The 17,100-nt window shown below is 39.5% G+C and carries 19 protein-coding genes and 1 riboswitch; of the genes, 6 read left to right on the plus strand and 13 right to left on the minus strand.

Translation table 11 applies throughout. The annotated features are described in order from the left end of the window. Nucleotides 1-23: 23 nt before the first annotated feature. The 4 genes from ACO1DI_RS03505 to ACO1DI_RS03520 all read right to left on the minus strand — a co-directional run bounded on the left by ACO1DI_RS03505 (nt 24) and on the right by ACO1DI_RS03520 (nt 4,594). On the minus strand, nt 24-941 hold the full coding sequence (locus ACO1DI_RS03505; protein ID WP_042991975.1) for an ABC transporter permease: 918 nt from the start codon (nt 939-941) through the stop codon (nt 24-26). Further along, nucleotides 928-1,995, minus strand: coding sequence for an ABC transporter permease (locus ACO1DI_RS03510; protein WP_042991974.1), 1,068 nt, complete (start codon nt 1,993-1,995; stop codon nt 928-930). The genes ACO1DI_RS03505 and ACO1DI_RS03510 overlap by 14 nt, the downstream gene beginning before the upstream one ends. Next, complete coding sequence (locus ACO1DI_RS03515) at nt 1,970-3,502, minus strand: ABC transporter ATP-binding protein (protein ID WP_042991973.1); 1,533 nt, start codon at nt 3,500-3,502, stop codon at nt 1,970-1,972. Before ACO1DI_RS03515 ends, ACO1DI_RS03510 begins: the two co-directional genes overlap by 26 nt. 81 nt (nt 3,503-3,583) lie before the next feature. Continuing rightward, complete coding sequence (locus tag ACO1DI_RS03520) at nt 3,584-4,594, minus strand: BMP family lipoprotein (protein ID WP_014458769.1); 1,011 nt, start codon at nt 4,592-4,594, stop codon at nt 3,584-3,586. Nucleotides 4,595-4,668: 74 nt separating this feature from the next. After that, nucleotides 4,669-4,775: riboswitch (SAM riboswitch) on the minus strand. 333 nt (nt 4,776-5,108) lie between these two features. Between ACO1DI_RS03520 and ACO1DI_RS03525 the strand changes: the two genes are divergently transcribed. Next, the gene (locus tag ACO1DI_RS03525) at nt 5,109-5,270 is read left to right on the plus strand and encodes a hypothetical protein (protein ID WP_155017469.1); all 162 of its coding nucleotides are present in this window, start codon (nt 5,109-5,111) and stop codon (nt 5,268-5,270) included. A gap of 90 nt (nt 5,271-5,360) precedes the next feature. On the opposite strand, the gene ACO1DI_RS03530 is transcribed toward ACO1DI_RS03525, so the two are convergent. Together ACO1DI_RS03530 and ACO1DI_RS03535 are read right to left on the minus strand one after the other, a co-directional pair. Further along, complete coding sequence (locus tag ACO1DI_RS03530) at nt 5,361-5,729, minus strand: hypothetical protein (RefSeq protein WP_423145098.1); 369 nt, start codon at nt 5,727-5,729, stop codon at nt 5,361-5,363. Between the two features lie 19 nt (nt 5,730-5,748). Next, complete coding sequence (locus ACO1DI_RS03535) at nt 5,749-7,359, minus strand: putative polysaccharide biosynthesis protein (RefSeq protein ID WP_208732993.1); 1,611 nt, start codon at nt 7,357-7,359, stop codon at nt 5,749-5,751. Between the two features lie 332 nt (nt 7,360-7,691). On the opposite strand from ACO1DI_RS03535, the gene ACO1DI_RS03540 reads away from it, so the two are divergent. Then, on the plus strand, nt 7,692-8,276 hold the full coding sequence (locus ACO1DI_RS03540; protein ID WP_208732992.1) for a YjgB family protein: 585 nt from the start codon (nt 7,692-7,694) through the stop codon (nt 8,274-8,276). Nucleotides 8,277-8,303: 27 nt separating this feature from the next. Here ACO1DI_RS03540 and ACO1DI_RS03545 read toward each other — a convergent pair whose 3' ends face one another. The 3 genes from ACO1DI_RS03545 to ACO1DI_RS03555 form a co-directional block, all read right to left on the minus strand. Next, nucleotides 8,304-9,146, minus strand: coding sequence for a GNAT family N-acetyltransferase (locus tag ACO1DI_RS03545; protein ID WP_423145099.1), 843 nt, complete (start codon nt 9,144-9,146; stop codon nt 8,304-8,306). After that, a complete protein-coding gene (locus tag ACO1DI_RS03550; protein WP_423145100.1) occupies nt 9,143-9,808 on the minus strand; it encodes a cyclase family protein in 666 nt (221 codons plus the stop codon). The genes ACO1DI_RS03545 and ACO1DI_RS03550 overlap by 4 nt, the downstream gene beginning before the upstream one ends. A 94-nt stretch (nt 9,809-9,902) precedes the next feature. Continuing rightward, on the minus strand, nt 9,903-11,030 hold the full coding sequence (locus ACO1DI_RS03555; protein WP_208733452.1) for a 2-methylaconitate cis-trans isomerase PrpF family protein: 1,128 nt from the start codon (nt 11,028-11,030) through the stop codon (nt 9,903-9,905). 184 nt (nt 11,031-11,214) lie between these two features. Between ACO1DI_RS03555 and ACO1DI_RS03560 the strand changes: the two genes are divergently transcribed. The 3 genes from ACO1DI_RS03560 to ACO1DI_RS03570 all read left to right on the plus strand — a co-directional run bounded on the left by ACO1DI_RS03560 (nt 11,215) and on the right by ACO1DI_RS03570 (nt 13,918). Beyond that, a complete protein-coding gene (locus ACO1DI_RS03560; protein ID WP_423145101.1) occupies nt 11,215-12,075 on the plus strand; it encodes a LysR family transcriptional regulator in 861 nt (286 codons plus the stop codon). A gap of 297 nt (nt 12,076-12,372) precedes the next feature. Next, a complete protein-coding gene (locus tag ACO1DI_RS03565) occupies nt 12,373-13,689 on the plus strand; it encodes a CitMHS family transporter (protein WP_014458762.1) in 1,317 nt (438 codons plus the stop codon). A 67-nt stretch (nt 13,690-13,756) separates the two neighbouring features. Continuing rightward, complete coding sequence (locus ACO1DI_RS03570) at nt 13,757-13,918, plus strand: hypothetical protein (protein WP_208732990.1); 162 nt, start codon at nt 13,757-13,759, stop codon at nt 13,916-13,918. A 104-nt stretch (nt 13,919-14,022) separates the two neighbouring features. Here the strand turns inward: ACO1DI_RS03570 and ACO1DI_RS03575 are convergent, their stop codons facing one another. Both ACO1DI_RS03575 and ACO1DI_RS03580 read right to left on the minus strand, forming a co-directional pair. After that, nucleotides 14,023-14,703 (minus strand): hypothetical protein, encoded by a 681-nt coding sequence (locus ACO1DI_RS03575; protein WP_182421250.1) that lies wholly within the window; start codon nt 14,701-14,703, stop codon nt 14,023-14,025. A 148-nt stretch (nt 14,704-14,851) separates the two neighbouring features. Then, nucleotides 14,852-15,304, minus strand: a complete 453-nt coding sequence (locus tag ACO1DI_RS03580) for a hypothetical protein (RefSeq protein WP_115654688.1) — start codon at nt 15,302-15,304, stop codon at nt 14,852-14,854. A gap of 118 nt (nt 15,305-15,422) precedes the next feature. On the opposite strand from ACO1DI_RS03580, the gene ACO1DI_RS03585 reads away from it, so the two are divergent. Beyond that, complete coding sequence (locus ACO1DI_RS03585; RefSeq protein ID WP_014458758.1) at nt 15,423-15,665, plus strand: hypothetical protein; 243 nt, start codon at nt 15,423-15,425, stop codon at nt 15,663-15,665. Nucleotides 15,666-15,704: 39 nt separating this feature from the next. On the opposite strand, the gene ACO1DI_RS03590 is transcribed toward ACO1DI_RS03585, so the two are convergent. Together ACO1DI_RS03590 and clpP are read right to left on the minus strand one after the other, a co-directional pair. After that, nucleotides 15,705-16,349, minus strand: a complete 645-nt coding sequence (locus ACO1DI_RS03590; RefSeq protein ID WP_014458757.1) for a Bax inhibitor-1/YccA family protein — start codon at nt 16,347-16,349, stop codon at nt 15,705-15,707. A gap of 145 nt (nt 16,350-16,494) precedes the next feature. Beyond that, nucleotides 16,495-17,076 (minus strand): ATP-dependent Clp endopeptidase proteolytic subunit ClpP, encoded by a 582-nt coding sequence (gene clpP / locus ACO1DI_RS03595; RefSeq protein ID WP_014458756.1) that lies wholly within the window; start codon nt 17,074-17,076, stop codon nt 16,495-16,497. Nucleotides 17,077-17,100 lie beyond the last annotated feature (24 nt).

Here is a 17,100-nt window from a genome sequence, read left to right on the forward strand (position 1 = left end):
GGTACCACCTCTTTATTTTTTTGTCAGCGTGCACTTTGCTGACTTGTTTGATTCGTTTCGACTCCTTTATCTCGTAAGAAAAACATCGCTGCTAATGTCAGCACATACGGAACCATCATGGTAAACTCGGTCGGTATTGAAAAGCCTTGCAGTCGTGTGCTCACGGCATCCATTAAGCCGAAAAGGATACTTGAGGCTAAAATACCGAGCGGATGAGACTGACCGAGCATCATCGCAACAAGTGCGATAAATCCACGCCCTGAAGTCATACCTTCTGAGAACATCGTGACTTGCCCTAACGAAAGCTGTGCTCCCGCGATCCCGCACAGAATTCCGCATGCTGCAATCGCAAACAGCTGATATCTTATTGCTTTCAACCCAAGCGTACTTGCTGCTACCTTATTGTAGCCTACTGCTAGAAGACGAAAACCAAAAATCGTTCGATAAAAGAAGATATAAAAAGCAATAGCTGCTAAAAAAGCAAAATAGACAAGCGGTGACTGCCCGGAAACAATGTCGCCGATTATAGGTATGTCTTTAATTAAAGGAATATCCCATGTACCTATCCCGTGCATGTTTTTATCGTAATAGGCACCTTTTGTATGAAAAATAGTCCGGAGTAAAAATGTCGTTAAGCCCAGTGCTAAAAAATTAATAGACACCCCAACGACAATTTCATTGGCTTTAAACACCACGACCATCATTCCAAAAAGCAAAGCAAAAAGTAAGCTTGCTCCAGCCGCAATCACGATCGCAAAAAAGACATTGTGAGTATAATAGTTACCGGCAATTCCGCTAAAAGCCCCAATCAATATCAGACCTTCTAGCCCTACATTAAATATGCCCACGCGCGCGCAAAGCATTCCGCCTAGCGCCGCTAATAAAATCGGTGCAACCATTCGCAGCGTTGCATTTAACAGTGACCAATCAAGCAGCTCCACGAATATCAGCTCCTTTCTTTTTGGCTTTCCACCACTGCTTTGTAAATTTCGCTGAGATAAATAGAATAAGAACAGCTTGCATAATACTCGCAATTTCTAACGGAATTTCTGTATTACGCTCTAGCCCCATCGCTCCTGTTTGCAAAGCGGCAAGTAAAAGAGACGTAAAAACAATGCCGATTGGATTTGAATTTGCTAACAGAGCAGCCATCACTCCAGTCCATGCATATCCAGGAACGGTGAGCGCACCGTCTACAAATCGGTACTGTGAACCAAGCACTTCAAATCCTCCTGCTAATCCAGCCAAGCTTCCGCTAATAAACATGCTAAACAGCATGACTTTTACCTGATGAATGCCTCCATACGCTCCGAACAACGGATTTTTCCCGGATGCGTTTACTTCATAGCCAAACACAGAGTAGCGAAGCACCGTCCATAGCAGCAGCGCACCCACTAGAGCAATGATAAATCCGACATGAAGAGGCATTCCTTGAAACACTTTTCCAAGCCATGCTGATTGCTCAATCATAGGCGTCTGAGCGAGAGCAGCTGAGCCTGTTTTATCTTGAAAAGGGTGACCTGCTAAATAACTTGCAAATAAAACAGCGATATAATTTAATAAAAGGGTCGAAATGACAAGCTGAATTTTAAACGCGGCTTCCATCCATCCTGCTAAAACGGAAAGCAAACCTCCTGCCACAACAGCAGCGGCAATGGCTGCTATCAGCTTGACTATCCCTGGAGCCGGCAGGTAATAAGCAACAATCGCTGCACTAATCGCTCCAACGACCATTTGTCCTTCTCCCCCTAAATTAAACACACCTGCTCTAAAAGCAAATCCCACACCTAACGCAATTAACAGAATAGGCGTAGCGCGAGCCAGTGTAGTGGTGAAGAAATAAAAATTACCAAACGCTCCATTCCAGAGCTCTGTATATGTTTGGAAAACCGAACCACCTGTTAAGAAGATAATAATGCCTCCTATCGCTAAGCCAAAAATGACCGCAATAATCGGTTGGATTAATGATTTAAGAAGTTTCTGCAACTGTATCACCTTCTACCGTTCCTCCTGCCATTAATATGCTTAGTTTCTCTTCCGTCGCTTCTTCTCTTGTAAGCTCTCCGACAATACTGCCTTCGTACATCACTAAAATTCGATCTGATAGTGAGATAATCTCCGACAGCTCAGACGATACAAGTAAAATAGCAGAGCCATTATTCCTTTTTTGAATCAAGGCATCATGAATACGTTCCATTGCCCCAATATCCACTCCTCGCGTTGGTTCGGCAGCAAGTAGAAAAGAGGTGTTTTGGCCAAGCTCTCTTGCAACAATTAATTTTTGCAGATTTCCCCCAGACAGTTCTCCTGCTTTTTGCTTAGATGAAGTGGCTTTAATCGAAAATTCATTTATCCATTCCTCCACGCTCGACTTGAATATCTTTCTTTTCAGCCAGCCCATCTTCGAGTAAGAAGCTTTATACTGATAGCCCATCAGCGCATTTTCCTCGATCGTATCGTCTTTAGAGGCTCCCCACATATAGCGGTCTTCTGGAATATGAGCAATTCCTGCCTCTCTTCTTTCACGCACAGATCGCCCTGTAAGATCTTCATCTCCAAGTTTGATACTTCCGGTGTCTGTTTCTACTAATCCAGCAATTGCTTGAAGCAGCTCTGACTGCCCATTTCCTGAAACCCCTGCAATACCGACAATTTCGCCTGCAGAAACGTGAAGAGACACATTTTGCAACACGTTTTTTTGTCCTTTTCCTTTTAAAAAGAGATTTTGTACGCTTAAATGAGAAGTGCTTTGTGATGGCACTCTTGCAGGACGCTCTTTTAATTCTCTCCCTACCATTAGTCTCGCTAAATGGTGAGCATTGGTATCTTCTTTACTTGTGACGCCGGCTACTTTACCATTTCGAAGAACTGTAATTCGGTCCGCTACTTCCATCACTTCTTGCAGCTTATGTGTAATAATAATGATGCTTTTTCCTTGAGAAGCCAAAAACCGGATTGTTTTTAATAGTTCCTTTACTTCATGAGGAGTAAGAACTGCGGTAGGCTCGTCTAAAATAATAATTTCTGCTCCTTGATACAGCACTTTTAAAATTTCAATCTTTTGCTGTTCCCCAATTGAGCAATGCTTTACTTTTTTATGAACATCCACTGAAATTTGATAAGTTTGGGTTAATTGCTGTACATCTGCTTTCGCCTGCTTTCTGTTGAAAAAGAGACCTTTCTTTGGCTCATGCCCCAAGACAATATTTTCAGCCACTGAAAAATGAGGAAAAACCATAAAATGCTGATGCACCATGCCTATTCCGTTTTTAATCGCATCCGCAGGAGATGAAAACAAAACAGATTTCCCGTGCAGCTGAACACTTCCTGAACTCGGCTTTTCCATTCCGTAAAGCATCCTCATCAACGTTGTTTTACCAGCACCGTTTTCTCCGACCAGCGCGTGAACCTCCCCTTTTTTCAGCGTAAGAGACACGTTATCGTTTGCTAAAAATGAACCGTATTTCTTCGTCAAATTCGTTAACTGCAACAGCTCACTCATTCCATTCATTGCTCCTTTCCCTTTAGGTTTTTTTCAAAAATAAGAAAGAGAAGCCAGCCTTACTCGACTTCTCTTCTCAACTCACTTTGCTAACGGATCTTTTACCACTGTTTTTCCATCAATAATCGAATCTTTAATTTCTTTTAATTGATCAATTACATCTTGTCCTACAAAGTCATTAAGAGGTGTCTTGCTGTCTTGAGTCACATACGTTAACCCAACACCTTTTTCTTTTAAGCCGTATGTCACTACGCCCGATTTAAATTTGTCATTTGCGAGTGCTTCTACCGTTTCATAAGCAGCCGCATCAGATCCTTTTAACTGCGATAAAATGATATGCTCAGGATCTACTTCCGTACGGTCAATATCTTGGCCTGCCGTATAAAAACCTTTTTCTTTTGCTGCTTCAAATACACCCAAGTCGCCTACAGCTGATGCTCCAGCGATAAAATCAGCACCTTTTGAAGCCTGTAAAATAGCAAGTTCTTTTGCTTTAGCTGGATCAGAGAAACTTCCCACATAATTTACTAGAAACTCTGCTTTGGGATTTGTTGATTGTAATCCTTCTTTAAAGCTTACCGTCCATTTTTTTAATAATGGAATATCATCAGCTGCAACCATTCCTACTTTATTCGTTTTCGTAATCAATCCTGCGGCTGCTCCTAATAAATATGAAGCTTCTTGTTCACGGAATACAACGCTTCTTACATTTGGTAAATCAACCACTGTATCAATAATCGCAAATTGACGCTGCGGATTTTCTTGAGCTACTTTTTTCAACGCATCTTCGGATTCAAAAGAAGATGTAATAATCAAGTCATAATTTTCTGCTACGGCAGCACGCAAATTACTTTCAATGGCTGCTTGATCTGTAGATTCAATTGTCTTTACATCAATGTTATACTTCTTCCCAGCGCGTTTTGCTCCCTCATCCATTTGCTGAAAAAACGGGTTAACTCCAATCTTTTCAGGCAAAACAAGAGCAATTCGCTTCTTTCCTTTCTCTTCACTTCCACTGCTTTTTGTGCTTTTTGACTGACAGCCAGTTACGAGTAGTACAAGCGCAACTGCTAAAATAAGAAATCTCTTCATTTAACTTACTCCCCCTATAATATAAAAAAGCTCTTCCTTTATATAAAGGAAGAGCTCGTTAACCAAACGTCTCTTCCTCATCTTCAAGAACATACTGTTCTTAAGGATTTGGCACCATTCTGTCATAGACAGCGGTTGCCGGGTTTCACAGGGCCAGTCCCTCCACCTCTCTTGATAAGGAAAACAATAGCTATTTGTTTTATGTAATATAGTCAATATTAATAGTTTTTTAATAATTGTCAATATTATTTTTCTTTTTCATACAAAAAAACTTTAAAAACAGATAGGATTATATGGTTTTAGTCTACTAAAATAGAAGTTAAAACCTTTACCTCATTTCTTGAATCATTCTATACTTCTTCACAAAGCGCTTATACTGAATTTGTTGACTGTCGAAAGGATTTAGCGGTAGCAAATAAATTTTATTATGCTTCTTCGGTTAATGTGTTATTAATTGAAACCACTTTACCAATAATGTTAGACTTTTCCTTAGCGATATTGGTAAGAGGTGTTAATGTTGAAATTAATGAAAGAATTATCTGGCATAGCCATTGGGCTTATTATCGCTTTAGCCGTTTCAAAAATATTTTTTGATACCCCGACCAACATTGGAATCGTAGTTATTTTTATTACGAGCATGGTCGTAACAGGGGTAGCAAGAGCAAAACTAAGATGAGATAATCTAACAAAAAAACACCACCTTTTATTCGCAAGGTGGTGTTTTCTTTTAATGATTTTAGTATGTAGTAATTCTAAGTGAAGGCCTTTACCCTTCTCCATCAATCATCGTATACTTCCTTGCAAAGCGCTTGTAGTAAATTTGCTCATCCTCTTCCCCATCGTTAAAAACAAGTCGGTTATGATCAATATCTTTTTCTTTTAACACATAGCCTTTTTCATTCATCAGTTGAATATATTCATCTAAATGTCCTTTTTTCACCATATAGTGAAGAGCATCATCTGAATCCGTAGTCTCTGCTACACCTTGACTTCCCACCTCTAACTTGAATACAGCTGTTGCTGTTTGAATCGGACGGTAATCGCCAAACACTCTTTCCCAATTTAATAGCAGCAGCGCGCCGAAAATTATGATACATCCTCCAGCCGCTACGGTTAGTAAAAATCGTTTTGACACACCTTTCTCTTTTTTACATTTACATTCTTTTTCTTCTATTTAATACAACAGATTGCCCTAAACTTGTTTTTACGCCAAGTCCTAGATACACGGCAGCACCTAAAGCAATTGAAATACAAGATGTGCTAATCGCAAGTGAAGATGCAGACAGCTTATTTTCTAAAAAATAGTGAGAAGTATAATTGCCGATAATCACAGCGGCTGACATCACACTTACTAATAAAACAGGTGTCAACGCAGCTTGTCCCAGTGATTGAACTCGGTAAGAAATAGATTTTTCAATTAAATAGAAGTTATATATAACCGATACACCATACCCTCCGTAAGTCGCGACAACCGGTCCAATTTCTTTTAAGCTTGAAACCAACAGTACGTTTAATACTATCTTCACAACAATTCCTAAGCCCAAGCCTAAAATTAGCTTCTTTTGTTGACTAATTCCTTGGAGAATTGCGGCTGTTACGGTAAAAAGAGCAAAAAGAATCGCAGCAGGCGCATACCATTGTAAAACAACTCCACCGATTTCAGGACTGTTTTTCGCTCCAAAAATCATCATATATACCGGCTTACCCAATAAACAAAGCCCTACCGCAGTAGGAAGAGTAAAAAACAACAGCAGCTGCAGCGTTTTTGTAATCTTTCCTTTTACTTCCCGTAAATTTCTTTGCACAAAAGAAGATGTAATGCCCGGAATTAGCGACATGCTGAAGGCAGTCGCTAACGATACCGGCACCATCACCAAAATTTGCGCTAATCCAATGACGGAGTTAATCGTTTCAGCCTTAGCTTGTCCATATCCTATTGATTGAAAAAGCATGTTAATCGTAAACGTATCAATATTTTGATAGATAGGAATAGCTAAACCAACTAATACAAACGGAACAGCGTACGTCACAAGCTCTTTGAACATTAAAGAGAACGGAACGGATTTATTATTTTTTCCGCTGTTCACTTCTTTTATAATCAACCGCTTGCGCTTCAAATAAACCGCTCCAAGAATCCCAATTCCCCCTACGCCTCCAATAAACGCTCCAAACGTACCGATTCCAACAGCTTTTGTCATTGTGCTATGAAAAAGGTGAATAACAGCGTATGCTCCTACTAAAATGAACAACACTCGCACTATTTGTTCAATAATTGTACTTAGCGCGGACGGTCCCATAGACTGGTTACCTTGAAAGTAGCCTCGTAATAGACTCATAGGCGGGATAATAATTAAAGCAAAGCTTACCATTCGGATGACGTACACTACGTCTTTTTGACTATTTCCTGAGGAATCTTTTCCGTTAATAACTAGTTCAGCGAGCCACGGTGCCATCGTATAGAGGACTAAGAAACCTATTATGCCCGTTATCGTCATTAATAGAAGTCCTGCTTTTAACAGATCTTGTCCCGCACGGTAGTTTCCAAGACCGTTATATTTCGATACATACTTAGAAACAGCAAGCGGAAGACCCATTGTCGACAAGCTTAGCATCAATGTATATGGACCGTATGCATACTTATAAAGTGCATAACCTGACGTTCCCACTAAGGCTGTGAAAGGAATAATATAAATAAAGCCTAAAATCTTTGTTAACAAAGAAGACGCTGTTAATAAAAGCGTACCTCTCATCAAATTTTTTTCCATACATCAAAACTCCAGAAATAGATATTATATTTTTAACAAATACTTGATTTATTGTATCATAATTACAATTATTATCCAGTTTTTTATAAAGCATTAGAACCTTCTTCATATTACGTTTTTTTACCTAATAAAGGAATATAAACCACTCTTTTCACCTATGATAAATGAATCGTTTTTTGCTTTTTGCTTTACCTGACGTTTACATTCTAAAAGACGTGTTACATTATATATATCAGTTACCAACTCAACTAAGACTCCTTGACTATTCTGGTCTACCTTCTCTTTTAGGTAGACTGAGGTTGCTAAATCGTTATATATAGGAGGAAAAAATCATGAAAATGAAACAACGACTATCAAAAGCGGCGGCGGCTGCAACGATTACAGGAATTGCGGCTTTTGGATTTGCTCCTGTCGCTCAGCTTGATACACCAGCACATGCAGCTACATCTCAAGAAACAAGCAGTCAAAGTCAAACAGCTGTAAAGAACATTAACGAAATTTATAACGCCGCAATAAAAGGTGAAGTACCACGATTAACAGCAGACTTTAAAATTGGCAAAACCCTGCGTCAAGACGTTCGCGATCAGTTCGGTTCCCCGCCTGAAGGTTCATCAAATAGCTTTGACTACTATCACGCGGAAATGGGCCATCCTGGGTATGCATTTGGCTATGACCAAAATAACGTCATCAACGAAATTCGCTATTTTGGTACGAATGTAGAGCGTCAAACAAACTTAGGGTCCATCACGCAAGCTAACTTAAAGAAAGAATTAGGTCAGCCAAACTTTACAGGCAAAGTAAAAGGTGATGGTACGACTCAAACGAAATACACGTATCATGCCGGCGCCTATGATCTTGAATTTATTTTTGATGATAGCAAAACATTAAATCACGTAAATTTAGTTGCAAAACCTTAGTTCATAGAAAAAGTAGCAGACAGCCTGCTACTTTTTTTCATGAAATAAAACTAGTGCTGAATCAGCTACGTGTTCATACCCAATCTCCATATAAATCTTGTTAGACGTAGGGTTTGTCATGTCCGTGTATAGACTTGTTGTTTGAAAACCGCTGTCTAGCATAAGCTGAGAAAGCGTGGACACACAGCTTGAGGCATAGCCTTTTTTACGTTCTTCCCGCGGCGTGTATACAAAGTTAATTGTAATGTTATGAGTCGTTGGACGCGTAGCATTGGCAATCGACACATACTTCCCGTTCACTTCCCATAAAAATAACCGTTCTGCTTTAATAAAAGCTTCGCCTGTTTTGACAGCTTGTTCTTTTGACACAGGCTCTCCAATAGTCCCCATAAACTCCCAAATCCATTCTGTCACGAGCGGAAGGTGCTCCAACCTTGCTTTTACCAGCACTCCGTTCGCGTCCACAGCTTTTTTTACTTTGTCTAATCGGTAAATGCGCTGATCCATTTTCAAAGAAGCTTCTTGATTTTTTAGCGTTGCTAGTTTTTGAGAAAGATATAAAGCCGTTTGCCTTTCTCCAACTAAGCCCGGTACGTCGATTTCTTGTAATAGCTCTGCCGCTTCGCTTAGTTCACACTCCGTTAGCTTCTGTATTTGAGACAGGATGATTTGCTTAGGATGCGTTTGCAGTAACACAAGCGCAGCACGACTGTCTTTTAAAATAACACCCATGAAATTTGGTTTGCTGCTTTCATTTAAGCTGTGTAAAATTCCAAGCGCTAAGTTATGAAGAACTTCATTCTTTGATAAAAGCGGTTCTACTTGGTTTTTAAATTCCTGCACTTCTATATATATATGTAACTGGATCATTTTCTTTCTACCTCCGCAAATGCTCTTACCGGAAACGTTCCGGCTCCTTTTATTTTAGGAGGCACGGCGTAAAATAAAAAGGACTGCGTTAGTTGATTTAAGTGACATAAGTGTTCAGCAATTACAATGTCCGCTCCTAACAGCAGCGTATGAGCTGGTCTTGCTTTTCCTTTTGTGTCGTCAATATTCATCGAATCAATTCCGACAAGAGCGGGCTGTTGAGACACTAAATAAGCTGCCGCGCTTTCCGTTAAGTATGGATGGTTTTCTAAATAATCGTCTGTATTCCAGTAGCGATCCCATCCCGTATGAATTAATACCGCTTTGCCTTTTACGTCTATATGTTGAAAATGAGATTCATCAATAGCCGTTAAAGTCGGGTCAACCGAAACGACTATTCCTTCCAGCCCGGCTGTTTTATCAATAGCCGTTTGAGCTAAATCCGCTCCGTCTTTGTATCTGTGAAACGGCACGTCAATATATGTACCTGTATTTGTAACCATTTCAATTTTACCGATTTGAAATTCAGTCCCTGGTTCATAAAGCTTTTTAGACTCTTCTCGGCTTAAATAGTCGCAAATGATTGGTGCCGGCAAGCCTTTATGTGTGATAACTCCGTCTTCAATGACGTGGCTTAAATCAATATACGTTCTTTTTTTCATACTCCCACCTACTTTTTCAATATTCAGTAAAAACAGTCTAACATAAAAAAGCTCGTTCTAGTTTCCTAGAAAGAGCTTTTTTTAGAGAACGTTATTAACTTGATAAACACACATCGTACGTATGCTTTGTATAAACAAACCCTTCAAAAATAAGACGGGCTGTACGCACTACTTTGATTCCTTTAACCTGTCCATCCTTTGCATCCACGCTGGTTTCCATAATTCCCATTGGATGAGCAAGTCGAACGGTATCACCTTTTAGCTGCACCATTTCTGACAGCAGCGTGCCTTTTGTATAAATCGCCGCCGTTGTACAAATTGCTCCTGTAATCGCAAGCGTTTGATGCGGTTTTTGCATCGACATCATCCGAATTAATACGTCCATTTGAGAAGCAGCTTTTTCTCTGCCAGTCCCGTCGCGGTGGTCCATAGGAGGAGCAATAATCGTCATTTTTGGAACCGCTGGTGATAGTTTAGTTGCTTTGTCTCGAGGTGCGAGCCCCGATTTTTCCGCTGCAATGGAGCGAATTTCTTCAAATAGCTTCAGCTGTTTTTCCGTGTATTCATGCGGAAGTTCTGTTCCCGTTAGACCAATATCCGCTGCTTTAACAAATACAAGCGGATTTCCTACATCAACAATTGATGCTTTTACTGGCCCGATAGATGTTTGCAGAAGATCAATAGCGTTCCCGGTCGGAAGCAGTTTTCCAGTAACGGCTCCTTCTCCGTTTTCAAACGAAAGATAAATGGGTGAACCCGTACCTGGCACTCCAGGAATCATACACGATCCTTCTGTTTTCACTTTTCCGTTCTCTACTTCTACTTCCGCTACAATTACTTTTTTAGTATTCGTATTATAAATCCGGACTTTGGTCACCGGTTCCACAGCTTGTACAAGTCCTTGTTCGATTGCATAAGGTCCGACTGCTGAGGAGATATTGCCGCAGTTTCCTTTAAAATCAACGAGAGATTCGCTGATGCTAACCTGCGCAAACGTGTAATCTACGTCAGCTTCTTCTAAATCTGATTTTTTTATAATCGCAATTTTACTTGTCAGCGAATTGGCTCCGCCCAACCCGTCAATTTGACGTTGATCCGGACTTCCCATTATATCTAGCAAAAACGGTTCCCAATCCGATTTGTTCACAGGCATTTCTTCATGATTGATAAAGACTCCTTTACTCGTTCCACCTCTCATAACCGTTACAGGAATACGCGTCATCTTAATCACCTTTCTCCCCTACTAACAAACGCCGAGGCGTTCATCAAACCATTTTATTTTTTTACTATTTAGAACCGGTTCATTTGCCATTTATCGTATAATAGAGGTGGTCATAAGTAAAATACATAAAATTTATTGTCTTTTTAAAAATTTTTTTATAATCTAAATACAAGGGGGAATTGGGATGGATCAAAAAGATTGGATATTAATTAAAACGCTTCATGAAGAAAAGAACATTACGCGAACGGCTGAAAGGCTCTACGTATCGCAGCCTTCTTTAAGCTACCGCCTTAAAAATCTTGAAGAAGAATTTGGCGTGACGCTTTTTTTCAAAACGAAAAAAGGAATTGAGTTTACATCTGAAGGTGAGCATCTTGTTCGCTATGCGGAAAATATGTGGAAGCAGCTGCAGGAAACAAAAGACAGCATGCGTAATATGAGCGAAACCGTTACGGGCACGCTTCGCTTAGGGGTATCGAGTAACTTTGCACAGCATAAGCTTCCAAAGATTTTAAAGCAGTTTTCTCTTCATTATCCAAATGTACAGTTCAGCGTCAATACGGGTTGGAGCACGCAAGTTATGAATCTATTAGACTCTTCGCGTGTGCACGTTGGTATTTTACGAGGCAATTATCCGTGGAACGGAGAAAAATCACTGCTGACGAAAGAACGGCTCTGCTTAATTTCGAAAAAAGAAATTGCGATCGATGACTTGCCGAACCTGCCTTATATTAACTATAAAACCAATACGTCGCTAAAAGATCTCATTCAAGACTGGTGGCATGACAAGTTTTCAGAGCCTCCGTTTGTGGCAATGGAAGTTGACCGGCAAGAAACGGCCAAAGAAATGGTTAAAAATGACTTAGGCTTTGCGATTTTACCTGAAATTTGCCTTCACTCCAGCGATAATTTATATACATATGGACTTTCGTACCGAGATGAATCACCTTTGCTTCGAAATACGTGGCTCATGTATGATCCTTCTTACTTGAATCTATCGGTCGTGAAAGCATTTATTGACTTTTTAAAGCTAAGTGAAAAATAAAGCAAAAAGCTAAAAAGTTTGCGTCTTGGAAGAATCTCTCTTTTAGACCAAGCTTTTTTCTAGACTACCATTATAAAAAATTTTTATGAACTTTCTAAAAAAACCTATATTTCCTTTATTTTTCAAAATGTACTAACATGAAAACAAGAAACATCAGCGGGGGTAAAGAGCGGATTTAAAAATTCTTAATAATCAAACTACGACTCATACATGGGGATGAAAGATGTTAGTCACGTTTTTTTACTCTAAAAGAAAACGCTTTCAGAGAAACGAGGGAAAATAAAGGAGGTTGTTTGAATGCTAGCACTACTAGGTTTTACAATGATTATTGTCTTTACGTATCTCATTATGTCAAAAAGGATGTCTCCTATCGTAGCTTTAATGGTGATTCCACTTCTTTTTGCGGTGATTGGAGGGTTTGGCAAAGGCGTCGGAGACATGATGCTAGAAGGGTTAAAACAAGTAGCTCCGTCAGCTGCGATGCTGCTGTTTGCCATTTTATACTTCGGCGTTATGATTGATGCCGGCCTTTTCGATCCACTAATTAAGCAGCTGTTAAAAATCGTAAAAGGTGATCCGATGAAAATCGTAATTGGAACCGCTCTTCTATCGCTTTTAGTTGCACTAGACGGAGACGGTACAACTACTTATATGATTACGGTGTCTGCTCTTCTTCCACTTTATAAACGTTTGAATATGAGTCCGTTAGTGTTAACGACGGTTGCGATGCTTTCTCTTAGTATCATGAGCAGCATGACGCCTTGGGGAGGCCCGGCTACTCGCGCGATTGTTGCCCTTAACCTCGATGCATCAGATTTCTTTCTTCCGCTTATCCCAACATTAATTGGCGGCGCTTTGTGGGTGATTTTCACAGGCTATATCCTTGGAAAAAAAGAACGCAGACGACTTGGTGCTATTGACATTGAGCAGTTTGAATTAAAAAGCTCGCTTGCTTTTGCTGAAGACGCGTCTTTAACCTCTCAAGAAGATATTACACAGCCTAAAAAAATCTGGATTAACTTAGCTTTAACGATTGCACTTATGGTCGTACTAGTTTCTGGCATTTGGTCAGTTTCTGTTTTATTTATGATTGGCTTTGCGCTTGCTCTTATGATTAACTATCCAAAACTCGAGGATCAAAAAGAACGTTTAATGGCTCATGCAGGAAACGCGTTAACCGTTGCAGCCCTTGTCTTTGCAGCCGGTATTTTTACAGGGATACTATCCGGCACTAAAATGGTGGACGAAATGGCTAGCCTGTTAATTCATTTAGTTCCTGATTCACTCGGTTCGTTTTTACCGACAATTGTCGCTTTAACAAGCATGCCGTTTACATTTGTGATGAGTAACGACGCTTATTACTTCGGTGTTTTACCAATATTCGCTGAAACGGCTGCTTCTTACGGAATCGATCCGATGGAAATTGCGCGAGCTTCAGTACTCGGACAACCTGTTCATCTGTTAAGTCCACTTGTTGCGTCTACTTTCTTACTTGTAGGTATGGTAGGTGTTGATCTTGGTGAACATCAGCGATTCGCATTTAAATGGGCCGTTTTAACGTCTCTTGTTCTGATTGTCCTTGCTATTGTCACAGGCGCACTTACGCTATTTTAATAGGAATAAAAGCCGTTATGGCTTTTTATTAATAAATTGATAAATGATAGGTGGAGGTACTTCTAAAATGTATGTAATTACGTGTTATGTAGGAAAAAGTGAACTGAGAATGTACGAGTTTGATAGCAAAGAAGAAGCCCTTTCTCAGCTCAAAAACCTGAAAGGCTGCACCATTCTTTCAGAAGTTGTTTACTTTAATGATTCATCGGTTATTCCGATAGCTATTTAATTATGCACCACTCAACCCTATAGGTACAAACTTGATAAGCTTCCTTTCGCTCAAAAGGAAGCTTCTTTTTTTATGTTCTTCTCAAGTTCCGGCCCACTTTTCTCTTATGAACGTTTTGTTACGTCTGGTTCATTTTGTTTTCTTGCTTCAATCATATCAATAATTTGATTTGTATGTGGAGTTAGCACTGAGCATTTTTGATAGAACGCTCCGTCTATAACAAGCAGCTCTTCATCCATCCCGCAAAACTTGCAGCGGAGCTCTTGTGGTCCTGCGTAAGAGGTGTGATAAACACTATCGTTAAAGATGGTGTAAAAAGTATATCTTTGCTGGGTATCGTAAAAGCTATATTGCTGGTTAGCGTCATCCCGGTAGTTAACTCCATAGTTGCGGTCGAATTCTTCTTGAGTAAATCTATCCTGTAAAAGTTCATTTTGTACTAGCTCTCTTAAACAGCACTCTATTTCTTCATAGTTCAATGAACAATTGTGTACGTAAACATTTAGTTCTTCAGTGCTGTTCTCTTTTACCATCACTTCACTGCCGCAAATCTTACAGGGGTGTTTGGGACTCTGTTGATCAAAGTAAGAGAGCGTTTGTACTTTTTCCACTTCTATTTCATCGTTCGTCTTTTTGAATTTGATTTTTACATTTTCCGTTTGACTGACGCTTTCGTTATACAACAGCACTTCGTATTCATCTATATGCTTTCCGTTTTCTTGTCGATTCAAATGTTCGATTACTTCATATGACGAAATCGTAAAAAACTCTTTAAAATTCACCACTAACATGCATCCTTCCAAAAAATTTACGTTCTCTATGTACCTGCTCTATACTACCATTTTTTCAAAGGCTCGCACCACTAAACGAACTTCTTTTAGGCTGGTGCATGTATAACAATTTACTATAGTTCACCAATATGCAATTAGCTAGCTATTTTACATTCACATCAAATAAATAAGTTGCCTTTCCATGAGGCCATTTCCCAGATACTTCATAAAGATAGTAACCACTCTTTGAAGACACTTCAATATAATTATTTTTTATCGTAATTTTTTCTTTTTGATTGTTTTGATTTAGTTGATAGACGGTAAGTTTTGGATTGTTTTTTAGTAGAATTTTAACTTTGGTATCTTTCTCTAGCGTAAGGTCATCAAATTCTTTAGCAACCTCTTTTGGTGAGTAAGAATCCGTTTTGGTTATGTGCGCACCATCGTCACCGTTCCATTCATATTCTCCTACTCGCATTTCATACTCTTTGTCATTAACCACAATGCTTCCTGACACTGGAACTTGTTCATCATTAGGTGTGGATACAGTTACCTTTTCTTGATTGCAACCAACTAGTAAGAAAAATAATAGCGCCGTACCAGCTACTTTATTCATACTTCCCCTCCTCTTGTTTTTCATCATAAATACACAATACCAAAAATAACCATAAGAGAAAATATTAAAAAATCTTCACAATTATGATTTACACTAACCCTTTTACAAGGAGGATTTCATGAATACGTATATAATCATCAGCATTGGCGTTGTTGCCAGCGCATTTTTATTTCGGAAATATCGAAAGCAAGTCGTTGAAATATATACAATCAGTGAATTTATTCACGCTAAAAACAGTGCGGTCGCTACAAGCTCCACGTGGCTTGAAAAGTTTTTTAAAGAACCTTACGCTACCGGACCAAACTATGAGAAAACAGAGGATGACGTTAGCGAGGGTGGAGATGGAGACGGCGGAGAATAAATAAAAGAAAAAACCTGTTGTGATAACAGGTTTTTCTTATTAATCATCGCTGCCTAAAATACCGAAAAAGCGAAGCAAGTTGATGAATAGATTAATAAAGTCTAAATAAAGAGATAGTGCCAGCAGTGGAACAAGCTCTTCTGTAATTTCACCATGCTTCATTTTATTAAAATCATACAGCACATAAAGTGAGAAAACGATGGTACCAATCACGGAAAATGCCATAAGTCCAGGCGTTGTTAATGGACTAAACAGCGAGAAAATGCTGATGCACACTAATGCTAACAGCGCCACTAATAGAAAGCTGCCTAAAAACCCTAGATCTTTTTTCGTTTTTGCACCAATTACACCCATCACCGTAAAAATAACGAATGTGCTTCCAAACGCATAAAGAACGACTTGCGCCCCCGCTACTGATGCATAGTAGCTGACAATCGGAAACAGCGTGATGCCTGATATAAATGAAAACGCATATGTAAAGCCATATCCTACGCTTTTTTTCTTTCGTAACATAAATGCGGCAACCAGCATCACAATTTCAGCAATCGCTAACGGAAGGAAATAAGCCGGCGGCACATATTGACCTACATATAAGCCAACTGTTGAAATAAATAACGAAAAAATAAATGTTACTAATACTTTTTGAAACAGAGACCGCTGCTCTACTCCAATCACTTCTTGCATGTGTAAAACCTTCTTTCTAAAATCTGTTATATTTTATATAATACCTACCTTTTAAAGAAAAATAAAGATAATACTAAGGTCTTTTTTCTTATTTTTATAGACAAGAAAGCATAGACGCTGCCGTCTATGCTTTCTTGTCACCTCTTTATTTCGGCAACAGAATACCGTCAATAATTCCGTAAGTCTTTGCTTCTTCGGCGCTCATAAAATAATCTCGTTCCGTATCATGTGCCACTTTTTCAACCGGCTGCCCCGTTCGTTTTGATATAATTTCATTAATATGCTGCTTCAATTTTAAAATCCGCCGGGCGCTAATTTCAATTTCAGTCGCCTGCCCTCTAGCTCCTCCTAGCGGCTGATGAATCATAACTTCACTGTTTGGAAGTGCATAGCGCTTTCCTTTTGCTCCTGCTAGGAGAAGCAGTGCGCCAAAAGAAGCGGCCATGCCCGTGCAAATTGTTTGAACGTCCGGCTCAATGTACTGCATCGTATCATAAATCGCAAACCCTGCTGAAGTCGAACCTCCGGGGCTGTTAATATAAAGTGAAATATCTTTTTTAGGATCATCTGCAGCGAGAAATAAGAGCTGCGCGACCACGCTGTTAGCAATATGATCATTGATTTCATCACCAATTAAAATAATTCGGTCTTTTAACAGCCTCGAATAAATATCATACGAACGTTCACCGCGGTTGCTTTGTTCAATTACATATGGAATCGTACTCATATATATCCTCCTTATCACACGTAA

This window comes from Priestia sp. 40, assembly GCF_049368575.1.
In the GTDB taxonomy this organism is placed as follows: Bacteria; Bacillota; Bacilli; order Bacillales; family Bacillaceae_H; genus Priestia; species Priestia zanthoxyli.